The following is a 21,212-nucleotide window of genomic DNA, read 5'->3' as shown; positions in this document are numbered from 1 at the left end:
CGTGGGTCGCGGTCACGTCCGGGCGGACTGCGCAACCACCGATGGCGACCCCATATCCTGGTTTCATCATGTCCTCTGCACCTTCCCGATCCGCCGGCCGCCCGGAGGACGTCGATCGTCGTGAGCTGGGCGAGCGAATCGCCCGGCTGACCATCATCGATGAACACACCCTGGGCCGTCGCCTCGAGAAGCTCGGCCGCAGCCCGTCGCCGGAGCGTGCCGGCGGGCTTCTGCGGGCGGTGGAAGGCGCCGAGAAGCGGATCGCATCGCGTCGCGCGGCGATCCCGGTCATCGACTATCCCCCCGATCTCCCGGTGTCGTCGGCACGCGAGGAGATCGCGGCGGCCATCGCCGAGCATCAGGTGGTCGTCATCGCGGGCGAGACCGGGTCGGGCAAGACCACGCAGTTGCCCAAGATCTGCCTCGAACTCGGGCGCGGGGTGCGCGGGGCGATCGGACACACGCAGCCGCGGCGGATCGCGGCCAGTTCGGTTGCACGCCGGATCGCCGACGAGACGCACACCGAGATCGGGGAGGCGATCGGATACTCGGTGCGGTTCTCGGATCGTTCGGGCGCCGACACGCTCGTCAAGGTGATGACCGACGGAATTCTGCTGCGCGAGATCTCCTCGGATCCGATGCTGCGGCACTACGACACGATCATTGTCGACGAGGCCCACGAACGGAGCCTCAACATCGACTTCATCCTCGGATACCTGCGGCGGCTGCTCCCCCGTCGTCCCGATCTGAAGGTGATCATCACCTCGGCCACCATCGAGCCGGGCCGCTTCGCCCGGCACTTCGGTGTGCCGCCCGCCGGGAGCGAAGCGAGCGGGGGCGATGTTGCCGTGCCCGCCGGGAGCGAAGCGAGCGGGGGCGATGTTGCCGTGCCCGCCGGAAGCGAAGCGAGCGGGCGCAGTGGTGTTGCCGTGCCCGCGACCGTGCCCATCCTGGAGGTGTCGGGGCGGACTTATCCGGTCGACGTGCGGTATCGCCCGTTGTCGTTGCGGGAGGATCCGGATTCCGGGGAGGACACCGGCGGCGGTGAGCACGCCGATCTCGATCTGTTCGAGGGGATCGACGCCGCGGTCGGCGAATTGTGGGGTTCGGGCGGACGCGGCGACATTCTGGTGTTCTTACCCACCGAACGCGATATCCGGGAGGCCACGGCGTCGTTGTCACGCCGGGTTGCGGCGGGTGCGGAGGTCGTACCGCTGTTCGCCCGGCTCTCGATCGCCGATCAGCAGCGGGTCTTCGCGCCGTCCAACGGAAGACGAATCGTGTTGTCCACCAACGTCGCCGAGACGTCCTTGACGGTGCCCGGAATTCGTTACGTCATCGATTCGGGTACCGCCCGTATCTCGCGGTACTCGACTCGCACCAAGGTCCTGCGGCTGCCGGTGGAGCCGGTCTCGCAGGCGAGTGCGCGTCAGCGTGCGGGCCGGTGTGGCCGGGTGGCACCCGGTATCTGCATCCGCCTCTATTCCGAGGCCGATTTCGACGCGCGTCCGGCGTTCACCGATCCGGAGATCCTGCGCACCAATCTGGCGTCGGTCATTCTTCAGATGACGTCGTTGCGGCTCGGTGACGTCGCCGAGTTCCCGTTTGTGCAGCCACCCGATGCGCGAGCCATCCGCGACGGGATGGCGGTGCTGAACGAACTCGGAGCCATCGCCACCGACCCGAAGGCGGGTGGCGCACCGCGCCTGACGGCGGTTGGCACGACGATGGCCCGGATCCCCGTGGATCCACGGATCGCCCGGATGCTGGTCGCCGCACGCGACGAGGGTTGCCTCGATCATGTGTTGGTCATCGCGGCCGCACTGTCGATCCCCGATGTCCGGGAGCGGCCCGCCGAGCACCGTGAGGCCGCCGACGCCGCGCACCGCCGGTTCACGGTCCCCGGGTCAGATTTCCTCGCCTACCCGAAACTCTGGACATATCTCAAGGACCGACGAAAAGAGCTGTCGGGCAACCAATTCCGCCGGTCCTGCGAACGGGAGTACCTGCACTATCTACGGATCCGCGAATGGCAGGACCTGCATCGGCAGCTGACCGGCATCGTGCGTGACCTCGGCTGGGAGGTGCCGCAGACCGAATCGGATGCCGACGCCATCCACCGCGCGATCCTGGCCGGGCTGCTGGGCAACATCGCCGCCCGCAATGCCGCAGGCCGCGAATACACCGGCGCCCGCAACACGACGCTGATGATCTTCCCTGGATCGTCGGTGACGAAGAAGCCGCCGTCATTTCTGATGGCAGCCGAGATCATCGAGACCTCAAGGCTTTTCGCCCACACCGTCGCGGGGATCGATCCGGTGTGGGTGGAGCGACTGGCCGGAGATCTTGTCAAGCGCACCTACAGCGAACCGCACTGGTCCTCACGGCAGGGTGCGGCGATGGCCTATGAGCGGGTCACCCTCTATGGCGTCACCCTCGTCGCTCGGCGGCGGGTGAACTACGGTTCGATCGATCCGGAACTCTCGCGCGAACTGTTCATCCGGCACGCCCTCGTCGAGGGCGATTGGCGCACCGATCATGTGTTCTTCGAGCGCAATCGGCAGCTGTTGCACGATGCTGCCGACGTCGAGCACCGGGTTCGTCGACGAGATCTCGTGATCTCCGAGGAACAGCTCTTCGAGTTCTACGATGGGCGTGTTCCGGCCGAGGTCACCTCTACCCGCCATTTCGACTCGTGGTGGCGCTCGGCGCGGGGGCGCGAGCCGCACCTACTCGATCTCACCCCGGCCGATGTCGCGGCCGATGTCGCCGTCGCCGACACCGACTATCCGGGTGTGTGGCGCCAGGGTGACACCCGCCTGGAGCTGCGCTACCGATTCGAACCCGGCACCGCCGACGACGGCGTCACCATCGTGATCCCGCAGGCACTGCTCCCCCACGTGCGCAACGCCGGATTCGACTGGCTGGTGCCGGGTATGCGTTCGGAGTTGGCGGCCGAGTTGATCAAGACGCTGCCGAAGTCGCTGCGCAAGACGATGGCACCGGCACAGCGCTTCGCCGATCTCGCCCTGTCTCGCCTGACTCCCCGAGCCGAGCCGCTGACGCACGGCCTGGCGCGCGAGTTGTCGACCATCACCCGCCACACCGTCACGCCGGCCGATTTCGATCTCGACCGCCTGCCCGGGCACTTGCGCATGCATTTCGCCGTCACCGACGATTCGGGTGAGATCATCACCCGCACCACGACTTTCGCCGAGCTGACCACACCGAGATCGGCGTCGGTGCCCCCGCCGTCCGAGCAGGTGTACACCACCTGGACCGCCGACGGCATCGGCACTCTTGAACTCGCCGAGACCGTCGACGTCGCCGGTCAGCGGGTCACCCGTCACCCGACGTTGCGAGTGGTCCGGGCGCAGGCACATCCGGCGGGCGTCGCGTCGGCCACCGCCCCGACCGCGGCCCTGGCCGACGCGCTGCGCCGCGATGCGGTGATCGTCTTGTTGGAGAACGCAATCGGGACACTCTCACCCAAGGCCGCCGGAGCCCTGGAGCCGGCCCGGCGGATTGCCCTGAGTCAGAGCCCCTACCGGGAGCCCGCCGGGCTCTTCACCGATTGCACCCGGCGTGCGGTTCGCGATCTGCTCGACGTCGAGGCGGCGAACACCGTGCGCACCCCTGCCGCGTTCTCGGCACTCGTCGACGACCTGCGACCGCGCGTCGTCGTGGCGGCCCCCGAGTACCTGTCGCTCGCCGTCGAGGCGCTCCGTGAGGTCGTGACCCTGCGGGGCGTGATCGACGAGCACTCCGGTCAACTCGCTGCCGATGATGTCGCCGAACAACTCGATGACCTGGTGTTCGACGGCTTCGTGGTGGCGACGCCGCGCACGCATCTCGCCGATCTTCCCCGATATCTGCGGGGGGCGCGGGAACGGCTGGAGCAGCTCCCGGGGTCGGCCGTGCGTGATCGCGACGGGATGGCTGTACTCGACCGCGTGGTCGAGCGGTGGAATCAGCGCCTCGCCGAAGTGGGTGATGCGCGTCGCGATGCCGTCAACGAGCAGGCGCATTGGATGGTCGAGGAATTGCGCGTGAGTTTGTTCGCCCAGCGCCTCGGAACCCGATATCCGATCTCGGAGAAGAGGGCGCTACGAGCCCTGGACCGGCTCGGCTGAGACGACCCCGCCGGCGGATTCGGAGCGGCCATGGGTGAGGTTGCCCTGCAGGTCGTCGATCTCGCGCTGGAAGTCCTCGAGCGAATCGAAGGAACGATAAACCGACGCGAAGCGCAGATATGCCACTTCGTCGAGGTCGCGCAGCGGTTGCAGGATCGCCAGCCCGACCTCGTTGCTGGGAATCTCGGCAGCTCCGGAGGCCCGCACCGTCTCCTCGACCTGCTGGGCGAGCTGGGCGAGATCGTCTTCGTCGACCTGCCGGCCCTGACACGCGCGGCGCACCCCGCGCATCACCTTCTCGCGACTGAACGGCTCGGTCACGCCGTTGCGCTTGACCACCGCGAGCACGGCGGTCTCCACAGTCGAGAAACGGCGGCCGCAGGCACTGCATGAGCGGCGCCGGCGGATGGCCTGTCCTTCATCGGCGACACGGGAGTCGATGACCTTGGTGTCGTCATTCCTGCAGAACGGGCAGCGCATGCACCTAGGATACCGCCCGCCACCGCACCGACTTCTCGCGTCACCGGTAGGCCGGCGCGAGCAGCGACTGCCCTGCCTGCACGGCACTGCCGGACATGTCGTTGAGTTCGACGATCTTCTCGATCACCGACTGCCGGGGCATGTCGGGCGCCACCCGCGCCGCGATGGCGTTCAGCGATTCCCCGGCGCGCACATGGACCACCTGGGTGGCGATCGGCGCCGGCCGTGCCGACCCCCGCTGGGCCGATTCCTGATAGTCCGAACCGGCGACGGCGACCAGCCACACCAGTAGCGCCAGTGCCACGCCGGTCAGCACGGCCACCAGTGCGCCGGTCCGGCGAGACCTGTGGCCACCCGGATCACCCGTTCCGGCCAGGTGATGTGATCCGGCCGGTGACGTGCACCAGGTGCCGTCGGCGCCCGGTATCCGCCGGGAGACCGGGCGGATCGGCCGCCGGTCGGCGGGACGACTCACGGCCGAGGAACGCCGGGGGGCGCGGCGAGGATCGAGCGGCCGCTGTTCGCGGGGACGGGCGCGCGGAACCGGGTTGGTCGCGCCGGCGCGGGTCTGGCCGGTGAAGGTCTGGTCGGTACGGGTCCGGCCGACGCGGGTCTGGTCGGTCGACAAAAGGGTGCTATGCATGGTCTCTTCCTGTCTCGATCACACATTCGATGAACGGATGTTCGAGTTGTACCACCCCCCTCCGACAATTTCTCCACAACACGTCGAACAGACGTTTGAGGATGTCCGAAACCTCGGCTATTCTGACCGGTGATCAGCTCGACCACAGGCCCGCGACAGGTGTGCACGTCACCTACCGGCCCACGGCCGGGGTGGCACGCACCCGATCGAAAGGACTCGAATCCCGATGAGTGAGAAGAAGGACCGTTCGTCGCGGCCGGCCGAGGCGGCCGATCCGGAGTCGGCCACCACAGAGTCGAGCACCGATGACGCCGCGACGGCGGCGACACCGCAGGTTGATGACGCGGCGGCCGCCCCGCGGCGGCCCATCGTGCCGAGGGGTTTCGAGGCACCGCTCACGCCACGTCAGCAGGGAGTGCTCGACGTCATCCGCAAATCGGTTCGCGAGCGGGGATATCCGCCGAGCATCCGCGAGATCGGTGATGCCGTCGGGCTCGCCTCGACCTCGTCGGTCGCGCATCAATTGCGCACGCTGGAACGCAAGGGACTGCTCAAGCGCGACGCCAACCGGCCGCGCGCGGTCAACGTGCGCGACGCCGACCCGACGCCCACCGATGACAATCCGAACTCGGAGAACCTGCCCACCCCGACCTTCGTCCCGGTGCTCGGCCGCATCGCGGCGGGCGGCCCGATCCTGGCCGAGGAGGCCGTCGAAGACGTCTTCCCCCTGCCTCGCGAACTCGTCGGTGAAGGTTCCCTCTTCATGCTGCGGGTGGTCGGCGAGTCGATGGTCGACGCCGCGATCTGCGACGGCGACTGGGTGGTCGTGCGCCAGCAGAACGTGGCCGACAACGGTGACATCGTCGCCGCCATGATCGAAGGCGAGGCAACGGTCAAGACGTTCAAGCGCAAGGACGGCCACGTCTGGCTGATGCCGCACAACGAGTTGTTCGAGCCGATCCCCGGTGACGAGGCCGCCATCCTCGGCAAGGTCGTCACCGTCATGCGCCGGATCTGAGCGCAGGCGCTGATCAGCTGCGCGGTGTGTCAACCACGTTTCTCACACCGCGCAGTTAACAACGCAACGCCTCGCGGGCCGCGGCGCGAGCCGCACCCGGTGCAGCGGTGGCCACCGCCGCCGTGGCCGCGGCGCGGCATCGATCGAGGTCGACCTCGGCGAGTTTCGCGCCCACCGCGGCCGCGGCGGCGGGTGCACTCGACAACGATGTGACCCCGAGTCCGACGAGGACACAGGCGAGCAGCGGATCGGCCGCCGCCTCACCGCACACGCCCACCGGGGTGCCGGTGCGCGAACCCGCCTCGGCGACCATCGCGATGAGAGCGAGGACCGACGGCTGCCACGGATCGGTCAACTCGGCGAGCTCGGCCGACATCCGGTCGGCAGCCATCGTGTATTGCGTCAGGTCGTTGGTGCCGATCGAGACGAAGTCCACCTCGGCCACAATCGCCGGCGCAAGTATCGCTGCCGACGGGATCTCGATCATCACTCCGGCCACCAGACCCCGTCGGCGTACTTGCGCGGCGAATTCGGCCGCCTCGGCGGCCGAGGCGATCATCGGCGCCATCACCCATGGCGTGCTGCCGGTTTCCTCGGCGGCGCGCGCGATCGCATCGAGTTGTCCGGCCCGGATCTCGGGGTGTGTCGCCGCGATGCGGTTGCCGCGCACACCGAGTGCGGGATTCGCCTCGGTCCCGTGGTCGACGAATTTCAGCGGCTTGTCCGACCCCGCATCCAGGGTGCGGATCACCATCTTCTTGCCTCCGAAGGCCTCGATGACCTCCCGGTAGAGTGCCGCCTGTTCGTCGAGGGACGGTTCGTCCGGGCGATCGAGGAAGGCCAGTTCGGTACGGAACAACCCGACTCCTTCTACCGGGGACGCGGTGGCCGCACGGGCCGAGACGCCATCGGCGACATTCGCCAAGATCGCGACCTCGTGGCCGTCGGCGGTGTGACCAGGCCCGGTCCAGCCCGCAATCGCCTCCACCTCCCGGCGGCTCTGCTCCACATCGGCTCGCGCTCGGTCCGGATCCGGTTCCACCACAATCGTTCCCGCGGCCCCGTCGACCAGCACCGCGGTACCCGCGGAGACGACGTCGAGTTCGGCAACAGCCACCACACACGGAATCCCGAGTTGCCGGGCGATGATCGCGGTGTGACTGGTCGGTCCGCCCAGTCGGGTCGCCAGCGCGGTGATCAACTCCGGGTCCAGGCCGGCGGTGTCGGCGGGCGCGAGGTCGTCGGCGAAGAGGACCGACGGTTCGTCGGGCACCGGGACCCCCGGTTCGGGCTGCCCGAGCACCTCGGCGACGACGCGGTCACGCACATCGTTGAGGTCGGTGACGCGTTCGGCCATCAGTCCGCCGAGTTTGGTGAACATCGCCGCGAACTGCTCGGTTGCGGCGACGGCGGCGGCGGGCGCGGGCGTGCCCGTGCCGATCAGCTTCGACACCGCACCGATCCAGCCGCGGTCCTCGGCGAGTCCGGCCGTGGCGATCAGGACCTCGGCGGCGGCCCCGGACGCGTGTGAGGCACGCTCGCGCAAACGGGCCGCCACCACCCCGGCGGCGGCGACGAAGCGGGAGAGTTCGGCATCGCGCTCCGCCTCCGAAACCGGTGGCGGCGCCACCTCGGTGGCCTCGACGGTCATCCGTCGGCCCGGCCGCACCACCGGACCGTAGGCCTTGCCGCCGACGACCGGCGTCCCGCCCAGTTCACGCCCGCCAAGTTCTCGCCCGGCGTGCGGGTTGTCTTCCCGTATCTGCTGGTTCACGACTTTGGCCCTTCTCGTCGTCTAGCTCTGGTCGTCGACCGCGGCCGGGCTGTGAATCAGGCGTCCGCGAAGCCGTCCTGTGATCGAAGTTACAAGAATTCCTTGACTTGTCAACACACTCAAGCGTAAACACAGATATATCAACATCGATAGCCACAGAAACCAACATGCGGTGTCGGTGGACAGACCGATCGGAGAGACGTGTACGCGGAAGAACGACAGCAGGCGATCGCCGAGCTGGTCCGCTCGAATGGGCGCGCATCGGTGAACGCACTCGCCGACCGGTTCGAGGTCACCAGCGAAACGGTGCGCCGGGACCTGGCGGGTCTCGAGCGCGCCGGCCACCTCCAGCGCGTCCACGGTGGCGCGGTTCGACCGGGGCTCATCGCGATCGTGGATGAACAAGGCATCGATGAACGCGAGGCCACACACATCGATCAGAAGGCGGCCATCGGGCGGGCGGCGATCCGATTCCTTCCCGGCGACGGCGGATCGGTGGCCCTCGACGCCGGTACGACCACCTATCAGGCCGCCCTCAACCTGCCCGCCGATCGCCGACTGAGCGTGGTGACGAGCAGCCTGCCGCTGGCGACATTGCTGTGCGGACACGCAGCGGTCACCTTGCACCTGGCCGGCGGCCGCGTGCGACGGCTCACCCAGGCGGCGGTCGGCGCCGAAACCGTTGCCCGCCTGGAGCAGTTCCGCGTATCGGTCGCCTTCATCGGCACCAACGGCATCAGCGAGGGCGCGGGATTGTCGACTCCCGATCCGGATGAGGCCGCGGTCAAGTCGGCCCTGGTGCATTCGGCCCAGCGGGTGGTCGTACTCGCCGACTCGTCGAAGATGAACCGGGAGGATTTCGCCGGCTTCGCCGCCCTCGACGACGTCGACGTCCTCATCACCGATGCCGGTATCGACCCCGCCTTCTCGGCGGTCCTGTCCGCGCGCGGTATCGAGGTCGTGATCGCATGATCCTCACCCTCACCGCGAATCCCTCGTTGGACCGCACCCTCGAGATCGCCGGGCCGCTCGAACGCGGCGAGGTACAGCGGACCACCGGGGTTCGCGCCGAGCCGGGCGGCAAGGGCGTGAACGTGTCCCGGGTGGTTGCCGAGGCCGGGTTGCCGACCATCGCGGTCCTGCCCGCACGGGCCGGGGATCCGCTGCTCGCGGCACTCGACCGGGCCGGTCTGCACCATGAGACCGTCGCCGTCGCCGGCGAGGTGCGTGCCAACGTCACCATCGCCGAACCAGATGGCACCACCACCAAGATCAACGCTCCGGGGCAACGTCTCGACGATCAGCAGTTGCACGCGCTCACCGACCTGATACTGGCGCGCGCCGTCGACGCCGACTGGGTCGCCTTGTGCGGTTCGCTGCCGCCGGGGGTTCCCGACAACTGGTACCGGGTACTGGCCGATGAACTGATCGGTCGTGGGCATCGGGTAGCCGTCGACACCTCCGGCGCACCGCTCACCGCTGCGGTGACCGGACGAATCGATCTGATCAAACCGAACGAGTACGAACTCGCCGAGGTCAGCGGCGCGGACCCGGAGGTGCTGCGCCGGGCGGCCGCCGATGGTGACCTCACCCCCATCGTGGCCGCGGCGGCCGAGATGGTCCGACGCATCGGCGGCTCGGTGCTGGCGACCCTGGGTGCCGCCGGAGCGCTGTTGACGACGGAGACGGGAAGTTGGTTCGCCACCTCGCCGCCGATCGTCCCGCGCAGCACCGTCGGGGCCGGTGACTCGTCGCTCGCCGGCTACCTCATCGCCGAGACGCAGGGTGCCGACGAGCCCGAACGCCTGCGCAGCGCAGTCGCCTACGGCGCCGCCGCCGCCGCGCTCGCCGGAACCCAGCCACCCCGGCCCGATCAACTCGACCCCGAACACGCCCGGGTCACCGATCTCGCCGGAGCCGCCCGAACCTCCTGACCGACCCCGGCCGCCATGACCGGACACCGGGCATCCGCAGACCCGCCCACCCCACGCCGACACCTCCCCACAGAGCAAGACCAGCAAAGGAAGACCATGTCCGAGCAGATCATCACCACATCGACGGTGAATCTCGACGTCGACGCCGGCGGCGACCCGTCGTCGGTGATCAACCACCTCGCGGAGAATCTCGGTGCGGCCGGCCGCACCGGTGACCCCGCCGAACTCGCCCGCGCGGCGCTCGCCCGCGAGGCCAAGTCCGCCACCGGACTGCCCGGTGGCATCGCGATCCCCCACGCCCGTGCCGCCTCGGTCTCACAGGCGAGCCTGGCGATGGCCCGGCTGTCGCCGAAGGTCGACTTCGGCGCCCCGGACGGTCCGGCCGACCTGGTATTCCTCATCGCGGCCCCCGAGGGCGGTGCCGCCGAGCACATGAAGCTGCTGAGCTCGCTGGCTCGCGCCCTCGTACGTCCCGACTTCGTCGCCTCCCTGCGCGCCGCGGCAACCGATGACGAGGTCGTCGCACTGGTCGACGCCGCCATCAACCCGCCCGCCGCCGGGACCCCGGTCCCGACCGCGCCGACGGCCGCAGCGGCAACGGCGGCAACGACAACAGCGGCAACGTCGAAGGCCGCGGGCACCCCGGCAGGTCGAGACACCGCACCCGCCGGCCAGGCCGGAGCCGACAAGCCCCGGTCGATCGTCGCGATCACCGCCTGCCCCACCGGAATCGCCCATACCTACATGGCGGCCGATGCCCTCAAATACGCCGCCGAGCGGGCCGGCGTGGACTTCCACGTCGAACCGCAGGGCTCCTCGGGGACCACCCCGTTCACCCCGGACGTCATCGCCGGTGCCGATGCCGTCATCTTCGCCACCGATGTGGGTGTCAAGGGCAAGAACCGCTTCCACGGCAAGCCGGTGATCGAGTCCGGCGTCAAGCGCGCCATCAACGAGCCGGATGCGATGATCGCCGAAGCCCTTGCCGCCGCTGATAATCCGCACGCCGCAGTGGTACGGGCGGGTGAGAGCGGCGACGCCGCGGCGGGCGCCACCGAGCGAGGCGGCCTGAGCCTGGGCAAGCAGGTCCAGCAGGCGCTGATGACCGGTGTGAGCTACATGATCCCGTTTGTCGCGGCGGGCGGTCTGCTCATCGCGCTGGGCTTCTTGCTCGCCGGCTATCAGATCGGCAACAAGAACATCGACAAGACCATGACCGACGGCGCCTATATCGCGCTGCACAACAGTCTGTGGGATCTACCCGCCGGCGGGCTCGGCACCTATCTGGGGGCGGTGAGCTACGCGATCGGAACCTTGGCGATGGGGATGCTGGTACCGGCGCTCGCGGGCTACATCGCCTTCGCGATCGCCGACCGCCCCGGCATCGCCCCCGGCTTCGTCGCGGGCCTGGTATCGGTCGCCGTCGGCGCAAGCTTCATCGGCGGACTCGTCGGCGGCCTCGCGGCCGGTGTCATCTGCCTGTGGATTTCCCGGATTCCGTTGCCGCAGTGGGCACGTGGGCTGCAGCCGGTCGTGATCATTCCCCTCTTCGGCAGTCTCATCATCGGCGCGATCATGTTCATGTTCCTGGGCAAGCCCCTGGCGTGGCTCACCACCGCGATGAACAACGGCCTCAGCCACATGACCGGTGGATCTGCCATCGTGCTGGGCATCGTGCTCGGACTGATGATGTGCGTCGACCTCGGCGGGCCGGTGAACAAGGCAGCCTACCTGTTCGCGACGACCGGCCTCGCGATCGGCGGTGCCGCACAGTTGGAGATCATGGCCGCGGTCATGTGCGCAGGTATGGTGCCGCCGCTGGCGATGGCCCTGGCCTCGACGGTGCTGCGCCCGAAGCTGTTCACCGAGCCGGAGCGTGAGAACGGAAAGGCGGCTTGGCTTCTGGGAGCGTCGTTCATCTCCGAGGGCGCCATCCCGTTCGCGGCCACCGACCCACTGCGGGTGATCCCGTCGATGATGGCCGGCGGCGCCCTGTCGGGCGCCCTGATCATGGCCTTCGACGTGCAACTGCGTGCCCCGCACGGGGGTGTGTTCGTCTTCTTCGCGATGAACGCCTGGTGGTGGTTCCTCGTGGCGCTGGCCGCGGGTACCGCACTCTCGGCGGTGTGTGTGGTCGCTGCCAAGCAGTGGGGCCGCAACCCTGAACACACCGAGGTCGCGCCACTCGAGACCGTCGCGGCCTGACCTCCCGGACCGGTGGGCGGATGTTTCCGCCCACCGGTCCGGGCACTCCGGCCCCACCGATCACCAATCCGCACATACTGTTTCCACTGCATCCGAAGATCAAGGAGTACTCATCATGGCCAGTACCACCGTCGCCGTCGGCTCTGCCGTCGGACTGCACGCCCGCCCCGCGACCATCATCGCCGAAGCCGCCGCCGATGCCGGCGTACCGGTGACGCTGGCCATCGAGGGCGGCGAGCCCGTCGACGCCGGGTCGGCGTTGATGATCATGACGCTCGGCGCCGAGAAGGGCACCAACGTGGTGGTGACCGCCGAGGACCCCGGGGCCGTCGACGCGATCGCCAAACTCGTCGCCACCGATCTCGACGCCGACTGACACGACGGCAAGTCCGCATACGACTCACCGCCGGTCCCACGAGGGACCGGCGGTGAGAAGGTGTCGGGCCGAGGCCGTTCGTTGCGCGAGGGCTCAGCCGGCCGTGGCGACCACCAGATCCGAGAGTTCGCCGGCCAGCGCTCGCGGCATCCGGGCGTGCACGACGGTGCCGTGCTCATCGTGTGCCGATGAGAGCACCTCACCTTCTCGGTGAATTCGTGAGATCACCTCGCCCCGCGCATACGGCACCGAGAGGGTGAGCTCCACATCGCTGCGTCCCACGAATTCGCGGACGTGGTCGAACAATTCGGGTAGCCCCTCACCGGTGCGCGCCGACACGAACACCGCATCGGGGGCCATTGCCCGCAGTTCGGACATCCGGGTGTGGTCGATCGCGTCGATCTTGTTGATCACCAACAGCTCCGGCGGAGTGCGCGCGCCTTCATCGGCGACGACCTCGTTGATGACCCGGCGCACCGCGGCGATCTGTTCGGCGGGGAACTCGTCGCTGCCGTCGACGACGTGTAACACCAGGTCGGCGTCCACGACCTCTTCGAGCGTCGAGCGGAACGCCTCGACGAGCTGCGTCGGCAGGTGCCGGACGAAGCCGACCGTGTCGGTGAAGACGACCTCACGGCCGTCGTCGAGACTGGCGCGGCGCGTCGTCGGGTCGAGCGTCGCGAACAGGGCGTCCTGCACCAGCATCCCGGAGCCGGTCATCGCGTTGACGAGGCTCGACTTGCCGGCATTGGTGTAACCGGCGACGGTCACTCGCGGCACCGCGCTGCGGGTACGCGCCGACCGCTTGGTGACCCGTGCCGTCTTCATGTCGCGGATCTCACGACGCAGTTTGGCCATTCGCTCGCGGATGCGGCGTCGATCGGTTTCGATCTTGGTCTCACCGGGTCCGCGCAGACCCACGCCGCCGTTGCTGCCGGCGCGACCACCGGCCTGACGCGACATCGACTCACCCCAGCCGCGCAGTCGCGGCATCATGTATTCCATCTGGGCGAGGGAGACCTGCGCCTTGCCCTCTCGGGAGGTCGCGTGCTGAGCGAAGATGTCGAGGATGAGTGCGGTGCGGTCGATGACCTTGACCTTGACCACCTTCTCCAGGGCGGTCAGCTGGCCGGGCGTCAGTTCACCATCACAGATGACGGTGTCGGCGCCGGTCGCCAGGACGACCTCGCGCAGTTCATCGGCCTTGCCCGAGCCGATGTACGTGCCCGGGTCGGGTGCGCTGCGCCGCTGGATGACGGCGTCGAGCACCGCCGAACCGGCGGTCTCGGCCAACGCCGCCAGCTCGGTCATCGCCGCCCGTGCCTGGGCCGCGGTGCCCTCGGTCCACACGCCGACGAGGACGACGCGCTCCAGACGCAGCTGGCGGTATTCGACCTCGCTGACATCGGTGAGTTCGGTCGACAGACCGGCGACACGCTGCAAGGACGCGCGTTCGGATAGTTGGAGGTCACCGGTGGTCGGGTCGTCTCCGACACCGGGCACCGGGTGCAGCACGGTCGCCGCACGCGCTGTGCTCGATTGGCCCGCTGTGCTCGATTGGCCCGCTGTGCTCGATTGCGAGTGGGCCGCCGGGTTCTGCTCGGCGGCGGGATACGAAGTCTGTGTTGATTCGGTCATACGCCTTCCATGATCACACGGATCAACGGCGCAGCGCACACGAATATTTCTGTCGCGGGTGCTCATGCGTTCGGGTTCACGGGGGCGCGGACCCCGGCGCGTCGGGTCAGAGTCCGTCCCAGCCCGCCCGCAGGCGGCCGTCGGCCACGAGTTCGGACGGCCCGCGCAGCCACGCGTTGTCGGTGTGGACGGTCACCTCGACCCGTCCGCCTGGCACGTCGATCACCAGTTCACCCGTCCGCTCGCCGCGATACGCAAGAGCAGCCGCCGCAGCTGCAACCAAACCTGTTCCGCAGCTGCGGGTTTCGCCGACGCCACGCTCGAACACCCGCATCCGGGCGTGCAACCGGCCGTCGATGGTCTCGGGCACGGTCAGCAATTCGACGTTGGCGCCGTGGCCGAAGACCTCGGAGTCGATGAGTGGGCCACGTCCGAAGTCGACCTCGGCGAGTCGTGCGGCGTCGAGTCCGGGGACCACGCACGCGAGATGCGGATTCCCGACGTCGACTGCCACCCCGCGGTAGACGTCGTCGCCGATGCGCGCCGTCGACTCCGCCCCGAGGCGCACCCGGCCCATCTGCACACTGACATCGGCGCGTAGCCGATCCCAGCTGTGCACCACCACCGGGCGGGCGCCGGCGCGGGAACCCACGGTGAACTCGTCGACGTCGAGCAGGCCCGATGAGCGCAGATGATGGGCGAAGACGCGTACCCCGTTGCCGCACATCTCCGCGATCGAGCCGTCGCCGTTGCGGTAATCCATGAACCAGTCATCGGGAACCACCCCGTCGGGCAGTGCGTCGAGCACCCCCACCGCGACCAGCGCACCCGTTCGGGCGACTCGCAGCAGTCCGTCGGCACCCAGGCCACGCCGGCGATCACACAGGGCGGCCACCAACTCGGCTCCCAGGGTCAGCTCGGCGGCCGGATCGGTGAGGATGACGAAGTCGTTCTGGGTGCCGTGCCCCTTGACGAACGAGAGGCCTTCGCCGATCGGGACCGCCGCGCCAGGCGACTCGTCGGGGCCGGACTCGTCGCGGCCGGCCCGCGGTCCGGGGCCGGCGGCCGGTGCGCTGTTCGTCACCGCTCCAGGGTAGCCAGTGCGCGGGCGGTGAGGTCGGCGGCGGCCGCGTCGAGCCAGACGATCCGGTGGTCGCGCCGGAACCACGAACGCTGGCGACGCACATAGCGGCGGGTGCCGATGAAGGTCAGCTCCTCGGCACGCGCCAGGTCGTACTCGCCATCGAGGGCGGCCAGCGTCTGGGCGTATCCGATCGCGCGGCGTGCGGTACGGCCGTCCCGCAGTCCCTTGCCCACCAGGTCTGCCACCTCGTCGACGAGTCCGTCGGCGAACATCGCCGCCGTCCGCCGGGCGATCCGGTCGTCCAGGTCGGCCGTCTCCCGGTCGAGGGCCAATATTTCTGTGCCCCAACGTGGTTCACCGATCTTCGGCGCCGACGCCGCGAATGGCCGACCGGTGAGTTCGACGACTTCGAGGGCGCGCACGATACGTCGTCCGTCGGTGTCGAGAATCGCCGCGGCCGCGGCCGGGTCGACCCGTGCGAGCTCGGAATGCAGGGCGGCGACGCCCACGTCGGCGAGCATCGCCTCGTATCGGGCCCGGACCTGCGGATCGGTCGCCGGGAACTGCCAGTCGTCGAGGAGCCCCTGGATATAGAGCATCGACCCGCCGACGATCACCGGCGTGCGGCCGGCCGCGAGCAAGGCTTCGATGTCGGCGGTCGCCGACGCCTGATAGCGCGCGACCGTGGCCAGCTCGGTGACATCGAGGACGTCGATCTGGTGATGGGTGATGCCACGCCGGTGCGTGACCGGGAGCTTCGCGGTGCCGATGTCCATGCCGCGGTATTGCTGCATCGCGTCGATGTTGATCACTTCGCCGTCGAGGGCCTCGGCGAGGTCGAGCGCGAGATCGGATTTGCCGACCGCGGTCGGGCCCACGACGGCCACCGGCACCGGGCCCTGCTCGGCGGCGCGTGAGTTCACGATGTCGCCGACCACCGGGCGACCACGTAGCCCACCCCGAAAGGTGCGTCGGCGTACAGACATTCGGCGCGCACCGGAATGTCGGCGACCAGGGCGGCGGACACCTGCCAGGCCGCCCTGCCGCTCACCCCCTCGGCACGGCACTCGTCGGCGTCGAGCGAACCGAGCACCCCGAGATCCGCGTTTGCCAGCGCGGCGTCGATCCGCTCCTGTAGCCGCACCGCCGATTCGCGCAGCCCACCGCCGGGCGCCTTCGGCGACAGCGCCGTCGCCCCGTCGCCGACGACGAGAACCCCGATGGACTCGTCCGACTCGGTCACTGCCGCCGCCAGACGCGCTCCGAGGTCCGCACAGTCGCCCGCGCTCGCCGCCGGATTCACGACGACCGCACTCGCGTGCACTGCACCCGCCTGTCCCCGGAGCCACGCCCCGATCAGCATCGACAGGGGCATGCGGGCCGTGGCCGTGGCTGCCCGGGGTATGCGGCTCTCCTCGAAGGCGACCCGCACATCGACGCCGAACCGCGCGAAGGTGCCGGTGGCCGCGACGCCGGCGGCACCGCTCGACAGATCGGCATCCGCTGAGCTCACACCATCATCGGCACCGATCACCACCCAGCGCGAGGCGCGCTTTGCCAACTCCGACGCCGCCGCCAGCGCGGCGGCCCGCACCGGCACCGTGTCATGGGCATCGGGACCGGCGAGCTCGGGCACCAGCAGGGGTGCAGTCGGGACGAACACCGCGCAGCTGAACACATCCCGACGCTATCGGACCGCCGGCTTCATCGACGTCGCGGCCGCCGGTCGAGGCGCGCGGCGATAGACATTCCGGACGGAAATCGAGCGAAATGTCCACCGCTGATCGGTGACGGGCCGGCGGGTTGGTCCCGTTGATCACCACTGCGGACACTGAGCTGCTTGAATGGACCAAGCCCGGACGCACGCGACGCGGTCCGGGATCGGAGTGAACCGGCAGCCGTGACGCGCGGCACCACAAGGCGGGAAAGGGCCACCTGCACATGAGCGAAGGACACGTCGGGGACACCGACAAGGACCATGGCGGCGCCCCTGAGCGCGCCGACGCGCCGGCCGGAAGCGCCGGACCGACCCCGAAACCGGGGCCGCGCCCAGGACCCAGACCGGGACCACGGCCACGCCCGCATCCGGGCCCGACCACGCAGGTGCCCACACCAGCTGTCACCCCGAATCCACTGCCACACACCGACCCCCACCGCTTCGGGCGGATCGACACCGACGGCAACGTCTGGCTCAAGACGTCATCGGGCGAACGGCAGATCGGGTCGTGGCAGGCAGGTTCGGTCGACGAGGGACTCGACCACTTCGGACGTCGCTTCGACGATCTCGCCACCGAGGTGGAAATCCTCGAGGAACGGCTCGCCGCCCGCTCGGGCGACCCACACAAGTCGCAGGCCGCCGCCAAACACCTGCTGGAAACATTGACCGATGCAGCGGTGATCGGCGACGTCGACGCGTTGGAGAAGCGGCTCTCGGCGATCGTCGGTGCGGCCGACGAGGTCGCCGATTCCCTCAAGGCCGAGCGGGAGGCAACCCGCGCGGCCGCGATCGCCCGCAAGGAAGAACTTGCCGCAGAGGCCGAGACGATAGGCGCCGAGTCGACACAGTGGAAGCCATCCGGTGACCGGCTGCGCACGATCCTCGCCGAATGGAAGTCGATCAGGGGCATCGATCGCAAGACCGACGACGTCTTGTGGAGGCGCTACGCGAAGGCACGCGATGCATTCAACCGGCGCCGAGGTGCGCATTTTGCTGAGCTCGACCGGGTCCGCGCGGGCGCCAAGGCCCGCAAGGAGGAGCTGATCGGACAGGCCGAGGAACTGTCGTCATCGACCGACTGGGCACCGACGTCGGCGCGCTTTCGCGACCTGCTGACCGAGTGGAAGGCCGCCGGACGCGCGCCACGCGACGCCGACGAAGCTCTGTGGCAACGATTCAAGGCAGCCCAGGACGTGTTCTTCGCCGCGCGCAACGCTGTCGCCTCCGAGCGCGACGCCGAGTTCACGGCCAATGGACAAGCCAAACTCGAACTGCTCACCCACGCCGAGGCCGTCATCGACCCGGCCGCCGACCTCGATGCCGCACGCCGCGAGTTCCGCAACTTCCGGGACAAGTGGGACGAGATCGGCAAGGTTCCCCGCGAACAGATGCACTCGCTGGAGAACCGGGCACGGGCGCTGGAGAAGCGCATCCGCGATGCCGAGGACTCCCAATGGCAGCGCACCGATCCCGAGGCGCAGGCACGCGCCGCGCAGTTCGCCGACCGGGCCGCGCAACTCGAGGATCAGGCCCGCAAGGCCGAGGAACGCGGGAAGGACCGCGACGCCGCGAAACTCCGTGAGCAGGCCGCGCAGTGGCAGGAATGGGCGCAGGCCGCCCAGAGCGCGATCACGGAGCGCTGAGCAGGCCCGGCGCACCGGACGATAGTCAGCGCCGGCAACCGGCAGACCCGGCCGTCAGGCCCCTGGCTCACCGGCGGACGGCGGCCGGATGTCGGTGCGACCGGCGATCCGGCGGGTCGCCGCCTCACGCTTGGCCGCCTCCACGCGCCGCTGCTCCGCCAGCGCGAGGTGATAGTTGCTGCGCGCCCACACCACACGAGCCCAATGGAAGGTGAGCACGAAGACCGCGATCCATCCCAGGATCAGACCGATACCCACCCCAGATGGCGGCTGCATCCCGCCCACACCCGGCGTGTTGCGTGTCCACCAGGCGAGCATCCCGGCCACGCAGGCCACCGCCGAGCCGCACAGGGCGATCCAGGCGATGATCCACCGCCGGGTCAGCAGTGCCAGCATCGATGCGCCGATCCCGAAGATCAGGAGCAGATAGACGAAGACCCGGGAGGTGATGGCGACCCGTTCGGCGACCGCATCCGGGGACATCGTCAGCACGTCGATGCCGCTGGCGGATCCGGTGTGCGGCAACACCAGCGACACCATGGCCAGCAGCACCGCCACCGCGACGACGATGCCACGCGGACCGGGGTCGATCTCGCCTGCCACCTTGCGTTCGGCCCGGCGCAGATCGTCTTCGTAGCCGGCGAGGTCGGCGAGGCTCGCCGATTCGGCCGAACGCCGCGCGCTCTCCCCGCCCAGAAGCTCGTCGAGCGCTTTGTCACCCCTCGAGCTCACGTGCGGCGCCGCATCGGCCTGCGAGTCTTCGTTCGGGCTCGTCTCGTTCTGGGTGATCTCGTTATGCGACGACTCGTTCGGCAACGGCTCCTCGTGCGCGCCGTCTTCGACCGGACCCTGCTCTTGCGTGCTCATGCCGTCCTCACTGTCCTGGCGCCGCCATCGTCTGGCCGGCGGGTACCGATGGCCCAGCGCCGCACCCACCGGCACCGCAGCCGTCACTCGCCGGCTCCGCAGGCGCCGGTCCGACACCGGGAATCCCGAGTCCCACACCAACCGGCGGGGTGGTCGGTGTCCGGCTCTGTGCATGGGCGTCGCCCGCACGGGTACGCCGGTGGCGGCCGATACCTGCGTCGGCGATGAGATGGTGCGGCGCCGCGCCGGTCACCACGGTGGTCACCACGTCGCCCGGACGGATGGCCGCCGCATCGTCTGGCCGGAAATGCACCAGACGTCCGTCGCGGGCGCGGCCGGTCATGCGGTGCGAGTGGGCGCTCTTGCGTCCTTCGTCGGCGACGACGAGCAACTCGACCTCCCGCCCGACGATGGCGCGGTTCTCCGACAGACAAATCTGCTCTTGCAACTCGATCAGCCGCCGGTATCGATCGGACACCACCTCAGGAGCCACCTGATCGTCCATCGAGGCGGCCGGGGTGCCCGGCCGGGGCGAGTACTGGAAGGTGAACGCACTCGCGAACCGGGCCGCGGCGACCACGTCGAGGGTCTCGGCGAAGTCCTCCTCCGTCTCCCCCGGGAAGCCGACGATGATGTCGGTGGTGATCGCGGCGTCCGGCATCGCGGCACGCACCTTGTCGAGAATGGTGAGGAACTTGGTGCGCCGGTAACTGCGCCGCATCGACCGCAGGATGCGGTCCGACCCTGACTGCAACGGCATGTGCAACTGGGGGCACACGTTGGGTGTCTGCGCCATGGCCTCGATGACGTCGTCGGTGAACTCGGCCGGATGCGGCGAGGTGAAACGCACGCGCTCGAGGCCCTCGATGTCGCCACAGGCGCGCAGCAATTCGGCGAACGCACCACGATGACGAGGCGTGTAGGGGTCGGCGAAGGACATGCCGTAGGCGTTGACGTTCTGGCCGAGCAGCGTCACCTCCACCACCCCGGCGTCGACGAGCGCCGCTACCTCGGCGAGGACATCGCCGGGCCGGCGGTCGATCTCCTTGCCGCGCAGCGACGGCACGATACAGAAGGTGCAGGTGTTGTTGCAGCCGACCGACACCGACACCCAGCCGGCATACGCCGATTCGCGCTTGGCAGGCAGTGTCGACGGAAACGCCTCCAGCGAGTCGCGGATCTCGACCTGCGCCTGTTCGTTGTGACGGGCCCGCTCGAGCAGGACCGGCAGCGAACCGATGTTGTGGGTGCCGAACACCACGTCCACCCACGGCGCCCGGCGCAGCACCGAATCCTTGTCCTTCTGCGCAAGGCACCCGCCGACGGCGATCTGCATTCCGGGCTGCTGCGCCTTGACCGGCGCCAGGTGGGACAGATTCCCGTAGAGCTTGTTGTCGGCGTTCTCCCGGATCGCGCAGGTGTTGAACACGACGAGGTCGGCCTGCTCGTCCGCGTCGGCGCGGACGTAACCGGCCTCCTCGAGCAGGCCGGAGATCCGCTCGGAGTCGTGAACGTTCATCTGACAGCCGTACGTGCGGACCTGATAGCGGCGCGCGGCACCGCCCGCCGAACCGGCATTCGGCGAGGTCGATACGGAATCGGACAGGTCGATACTCACTTGGTCCAGAGTACGGGTCGAGGGCAAATCGCCCGCCGGGCCGTCCGATCGCTGCCGGGCGGTTCGCCGCCGGCGCTCACCC

The 21,212-nt window shown here is 69.1% G+C and carries 16 protein-coding genes; 7 read left to right on the top strand and 9 right to left on the bottom strand.

Going from position 1 to position 21,212, the window contains the following annotated elements; translation table 11 throughout:
- Positions 1–68 precede the first annotated feature (68 nt).
- Entirely contained in the window at positions 69–4,133 is a 4,065-nt protein-coding gene (gene hrpA, locus ACLQ3C_RS03395; RefSeq protein ID WP_425703419.1) for an ATP-dependent RNA helicase HrpA, read from the top strand.
- Here the strand turns inward: hrpA and nrdR are convergent.
- Both nrdR and ACLQ3C_RS03385 read right to left on the bottom strand, forming a co-directional pair.
- Entirely contained in the window at positions 4,107–4,613 is a 507-nt protein-coding gene (gene nrdR, locus ACLQ3C_RS03390; RefSeq protein ID WP_425703417.1) for a transcriptional regulator NrdR, read from the bottom strand. The two genes, hrpA and nrdR, sit on opposite strands and share 27 nt — an antisense overlap.
- Positions 4,614–4,653: 40 nt before the next feature.
- Complete coding sequence (locus ACLQ3C_RS03385) at positions 4,654–5,256, bottom strand: LysM peptidoglycan-binding domain-containing protein (RefSeq protein WP_425703415.1); 603 nt, start codon at positions 5,254–5,256, stop codon at positions 4,654–4,656.
- 367 nt (positions 5,257–5,623) lie between these two features.
- Between ACLQ3C_RS03385 and lexA the strand changes: the two genes are divergently transcribed.
- Complete coding sequence (gene lexA, locus ACLQ3C_RS03380; RefSeq protein WP_425703544.1) at positions 5,624–6,274, top strand: transcriptional repressor LexA; 651 nt, start codon at positions 5,624–5,626, stop codon at positions 6,272–6,274.
- A gap of 55 nt (positions 6,275–6,329) precedes the next feature.
- Here lexA and ACLQ3C_RS03375 read toward each other — a convergent pair whose 3' ends face one another.
- Positions 6,330–8,048: a phosphoenolpyruvate--protein phosphotransferase gene (locus tag ACLQ3C_RS03375; RefSeq protein ID WP_425703414.1), complete on the bottom strand. Its 1,719-nt coding sequence runs from the start codon at positions 8,046–8,048 to the stop codon at positions 6,330–6,332.
- A gap of 201 nt (positions 8,049–8,249) precedes the next feature.
- Here ACLQ3C_RS03375 and ACLQ3C_RS03370 point away from each other — a divergent pair, with 201 nt between their 5' ends.
- The 4 genes from ACLQ3C_RS03370 to ACLQ3C_RS03355 all read left to right on the top strand — a co-directional run bounded on the left by ACLQ3C_RS03370 (position 8,250) and on the right by ACLQ3C_RS03355 (position 12,563).
- Positions 8,250–9,020 (top strand): DeoR/GlpR family DNA-binding transcription regulator, encoded by a 771-nt coding sequence (locus ACLQ3C_RS03370; protein ID WP_425703412.1) that lies wholly within the window; start codon positions 8,250–8,252, stop codon positions 9,018–9,020.
- Positions 9,017–9,982 (top strand): 1-phosphofructokinase family hexose kinase, encoded by a 966-nt coding sequence (locus ACLQ3C_RS03365; protein ID WP_425703410.1) that lies wholly within the window; start codon positions 9,017–9,019, stop codon positions 9,980–9,982. The genes ACLQ3C_RS03370 and ACLQ3C_RS03365 overlap by 4 nt, the downstream gene beginning before the upstream one ends.
- 96 nt (positions 9,983–10,078) lie before the next feature.
- Entirely contained in the window at positions 10,079–12,187 is a 2,109-nt protein-coding gene (locus tag ACLQ3C_RS03360) for a PTS fructose transporter subunit IIABC (RefSeq protein ID WP_425703408.1), read from the top strand.
- Between the two features lie 115 nt (positions 12,188–12,302).
- Positions 12,303–12,563, top strand: a complete 261-nt coding sequence (locus ACLQ3C_RS03355; protein WP_425703406.1) for an HPr family phosphocarrier protein — start codon at positions 12,303–12,305, stop codon at positions 12,561–12,563.
- A gap of 93 nt (positions 12,564–12,656) precedes the next feature.
- Here ACLQ3C_RS03355 and hflX read toward each other — a convergent pair whose 3' ends face one another.
- From hflX to ACLQ3C_RS03335, 4 genes are all read right to left on the bottom strand, one after another.
- Positions 12,657–14,201 carry a GTPase HflX gene (gene hflX, locus ACLQ3C_RS03350; RefSeq protein ID WP_425703404.1) on the bottom strand — a complete coding sequence of 515 codons (1,545 nt, stop codon included), beginning with the start codon at positions 14,199–14,201 and terminating at the stop codon, positions 12,657–12,659.
- Positions 14,202–14,307: 106 nt separating this feature from the next.
- A complete protein-coding gene (gene dapF / locus ACLQ3C_RS03345; protein ID WP_425703542.1) occupies positions 14,308–15,195 on the bottom strand; it encodes a diaminopimelate epimerase in 888 nt (295 codons plus the stop codon).
- An 86-nt stretch (positions 15,196–15,281) separates the two neighbouring features.
- Complete coding sequence (miaA, locus tag ACLQ3C_RS03340; RefSeq protein WP_425703402.1) at positions 15,282–16,223, bottom strand: tRNA (adenosine(37)-N6)-dimethylallyltransferase MiaA; 942 nt, start codon at positions 16,221–16,223, stop codon at positions 15,282–15,284.
- Positions 16,205–16,963 (bottom strand): hypothetical protein, encoded by a 759-nt coding sequence (locus ACLQ3C_RS03335; protein WP_425703401.1) that lies wholly within the window; start codon positions 16,961–16,963, stop codon positions 16,205–16,207. The genes miaA and ACLQ3C_RS03335 overlap by 19 nt, the downstream gene beginning before the upstream one ends.
- Before the next feature lie 263 nt (positions 16,964–17,226).
- Between ACLQ3C_RS03335 and ACLQ3C_RS03330 the strand changes: the two genes are divergently transcribed.
- The gene (locus ACLQ3C_RS03330) at positions 17,227–18,645 is read left to right on the top strand and encodes a DUF349 domain-containing protein (protein ID WP_425703399.1); all 1,419 of its coding nucleotides are present in this window, start codon (positions 17,227–17,229) and stop codon (positions 18,643–18,645) included.
- Between the two features lie 54 nt (positions 18,646–18,699).
- On the opposite strand, the gene ACLQ3C_RS03325 is transcribed toward ACLQ3C_RS03330, so the two are convergent.
- Together ACLQ3C_RS03325 and miaB are read right to left on the bottom strand one after the other, a co-directional pair.
- Positions 18,700–19,341 (bottom strand): hypothetical protein, encoded by a 642-nt coding sequence (locus ACLQ3C_RS03325; RefSeq protein WP_425703540.1) that lies wholly within the window; start codon positions 19,339–19,341, stop codon positions 18,700–18,702.
- A gap of 178 nt (positions 19,342–19,519) precedes the next feature.
- A complete protein-coding gene (gene miaB / locus ACLQ3C_RS03320; RefSeq protein ID WP_425703397.1) occupies positions 19,520–21,130 on the bottom strand; it encodes a tRNA (N6-isopentenyl adenosine(37)-C2)-methylthiotransferase MiaB in 1,611 nt (536 codons plus the stop codon).
- Positions 21,131–21,212: the final 82 nt, after the last annotated feature.

Source organism: Gordonia sp. DT30 (assembly GCF_049844915.1).
Classification (GTDB): domain Bacteria; phylum Actinomycetota; class Actinomycetes; order Mycobacteriales; family Mycobacteriaceae; genus Gordonia.
Note: the sequence above shows the minus strand (reverse complement) of the source record. Positions and strands in the feature narration are given on the sequence as shown.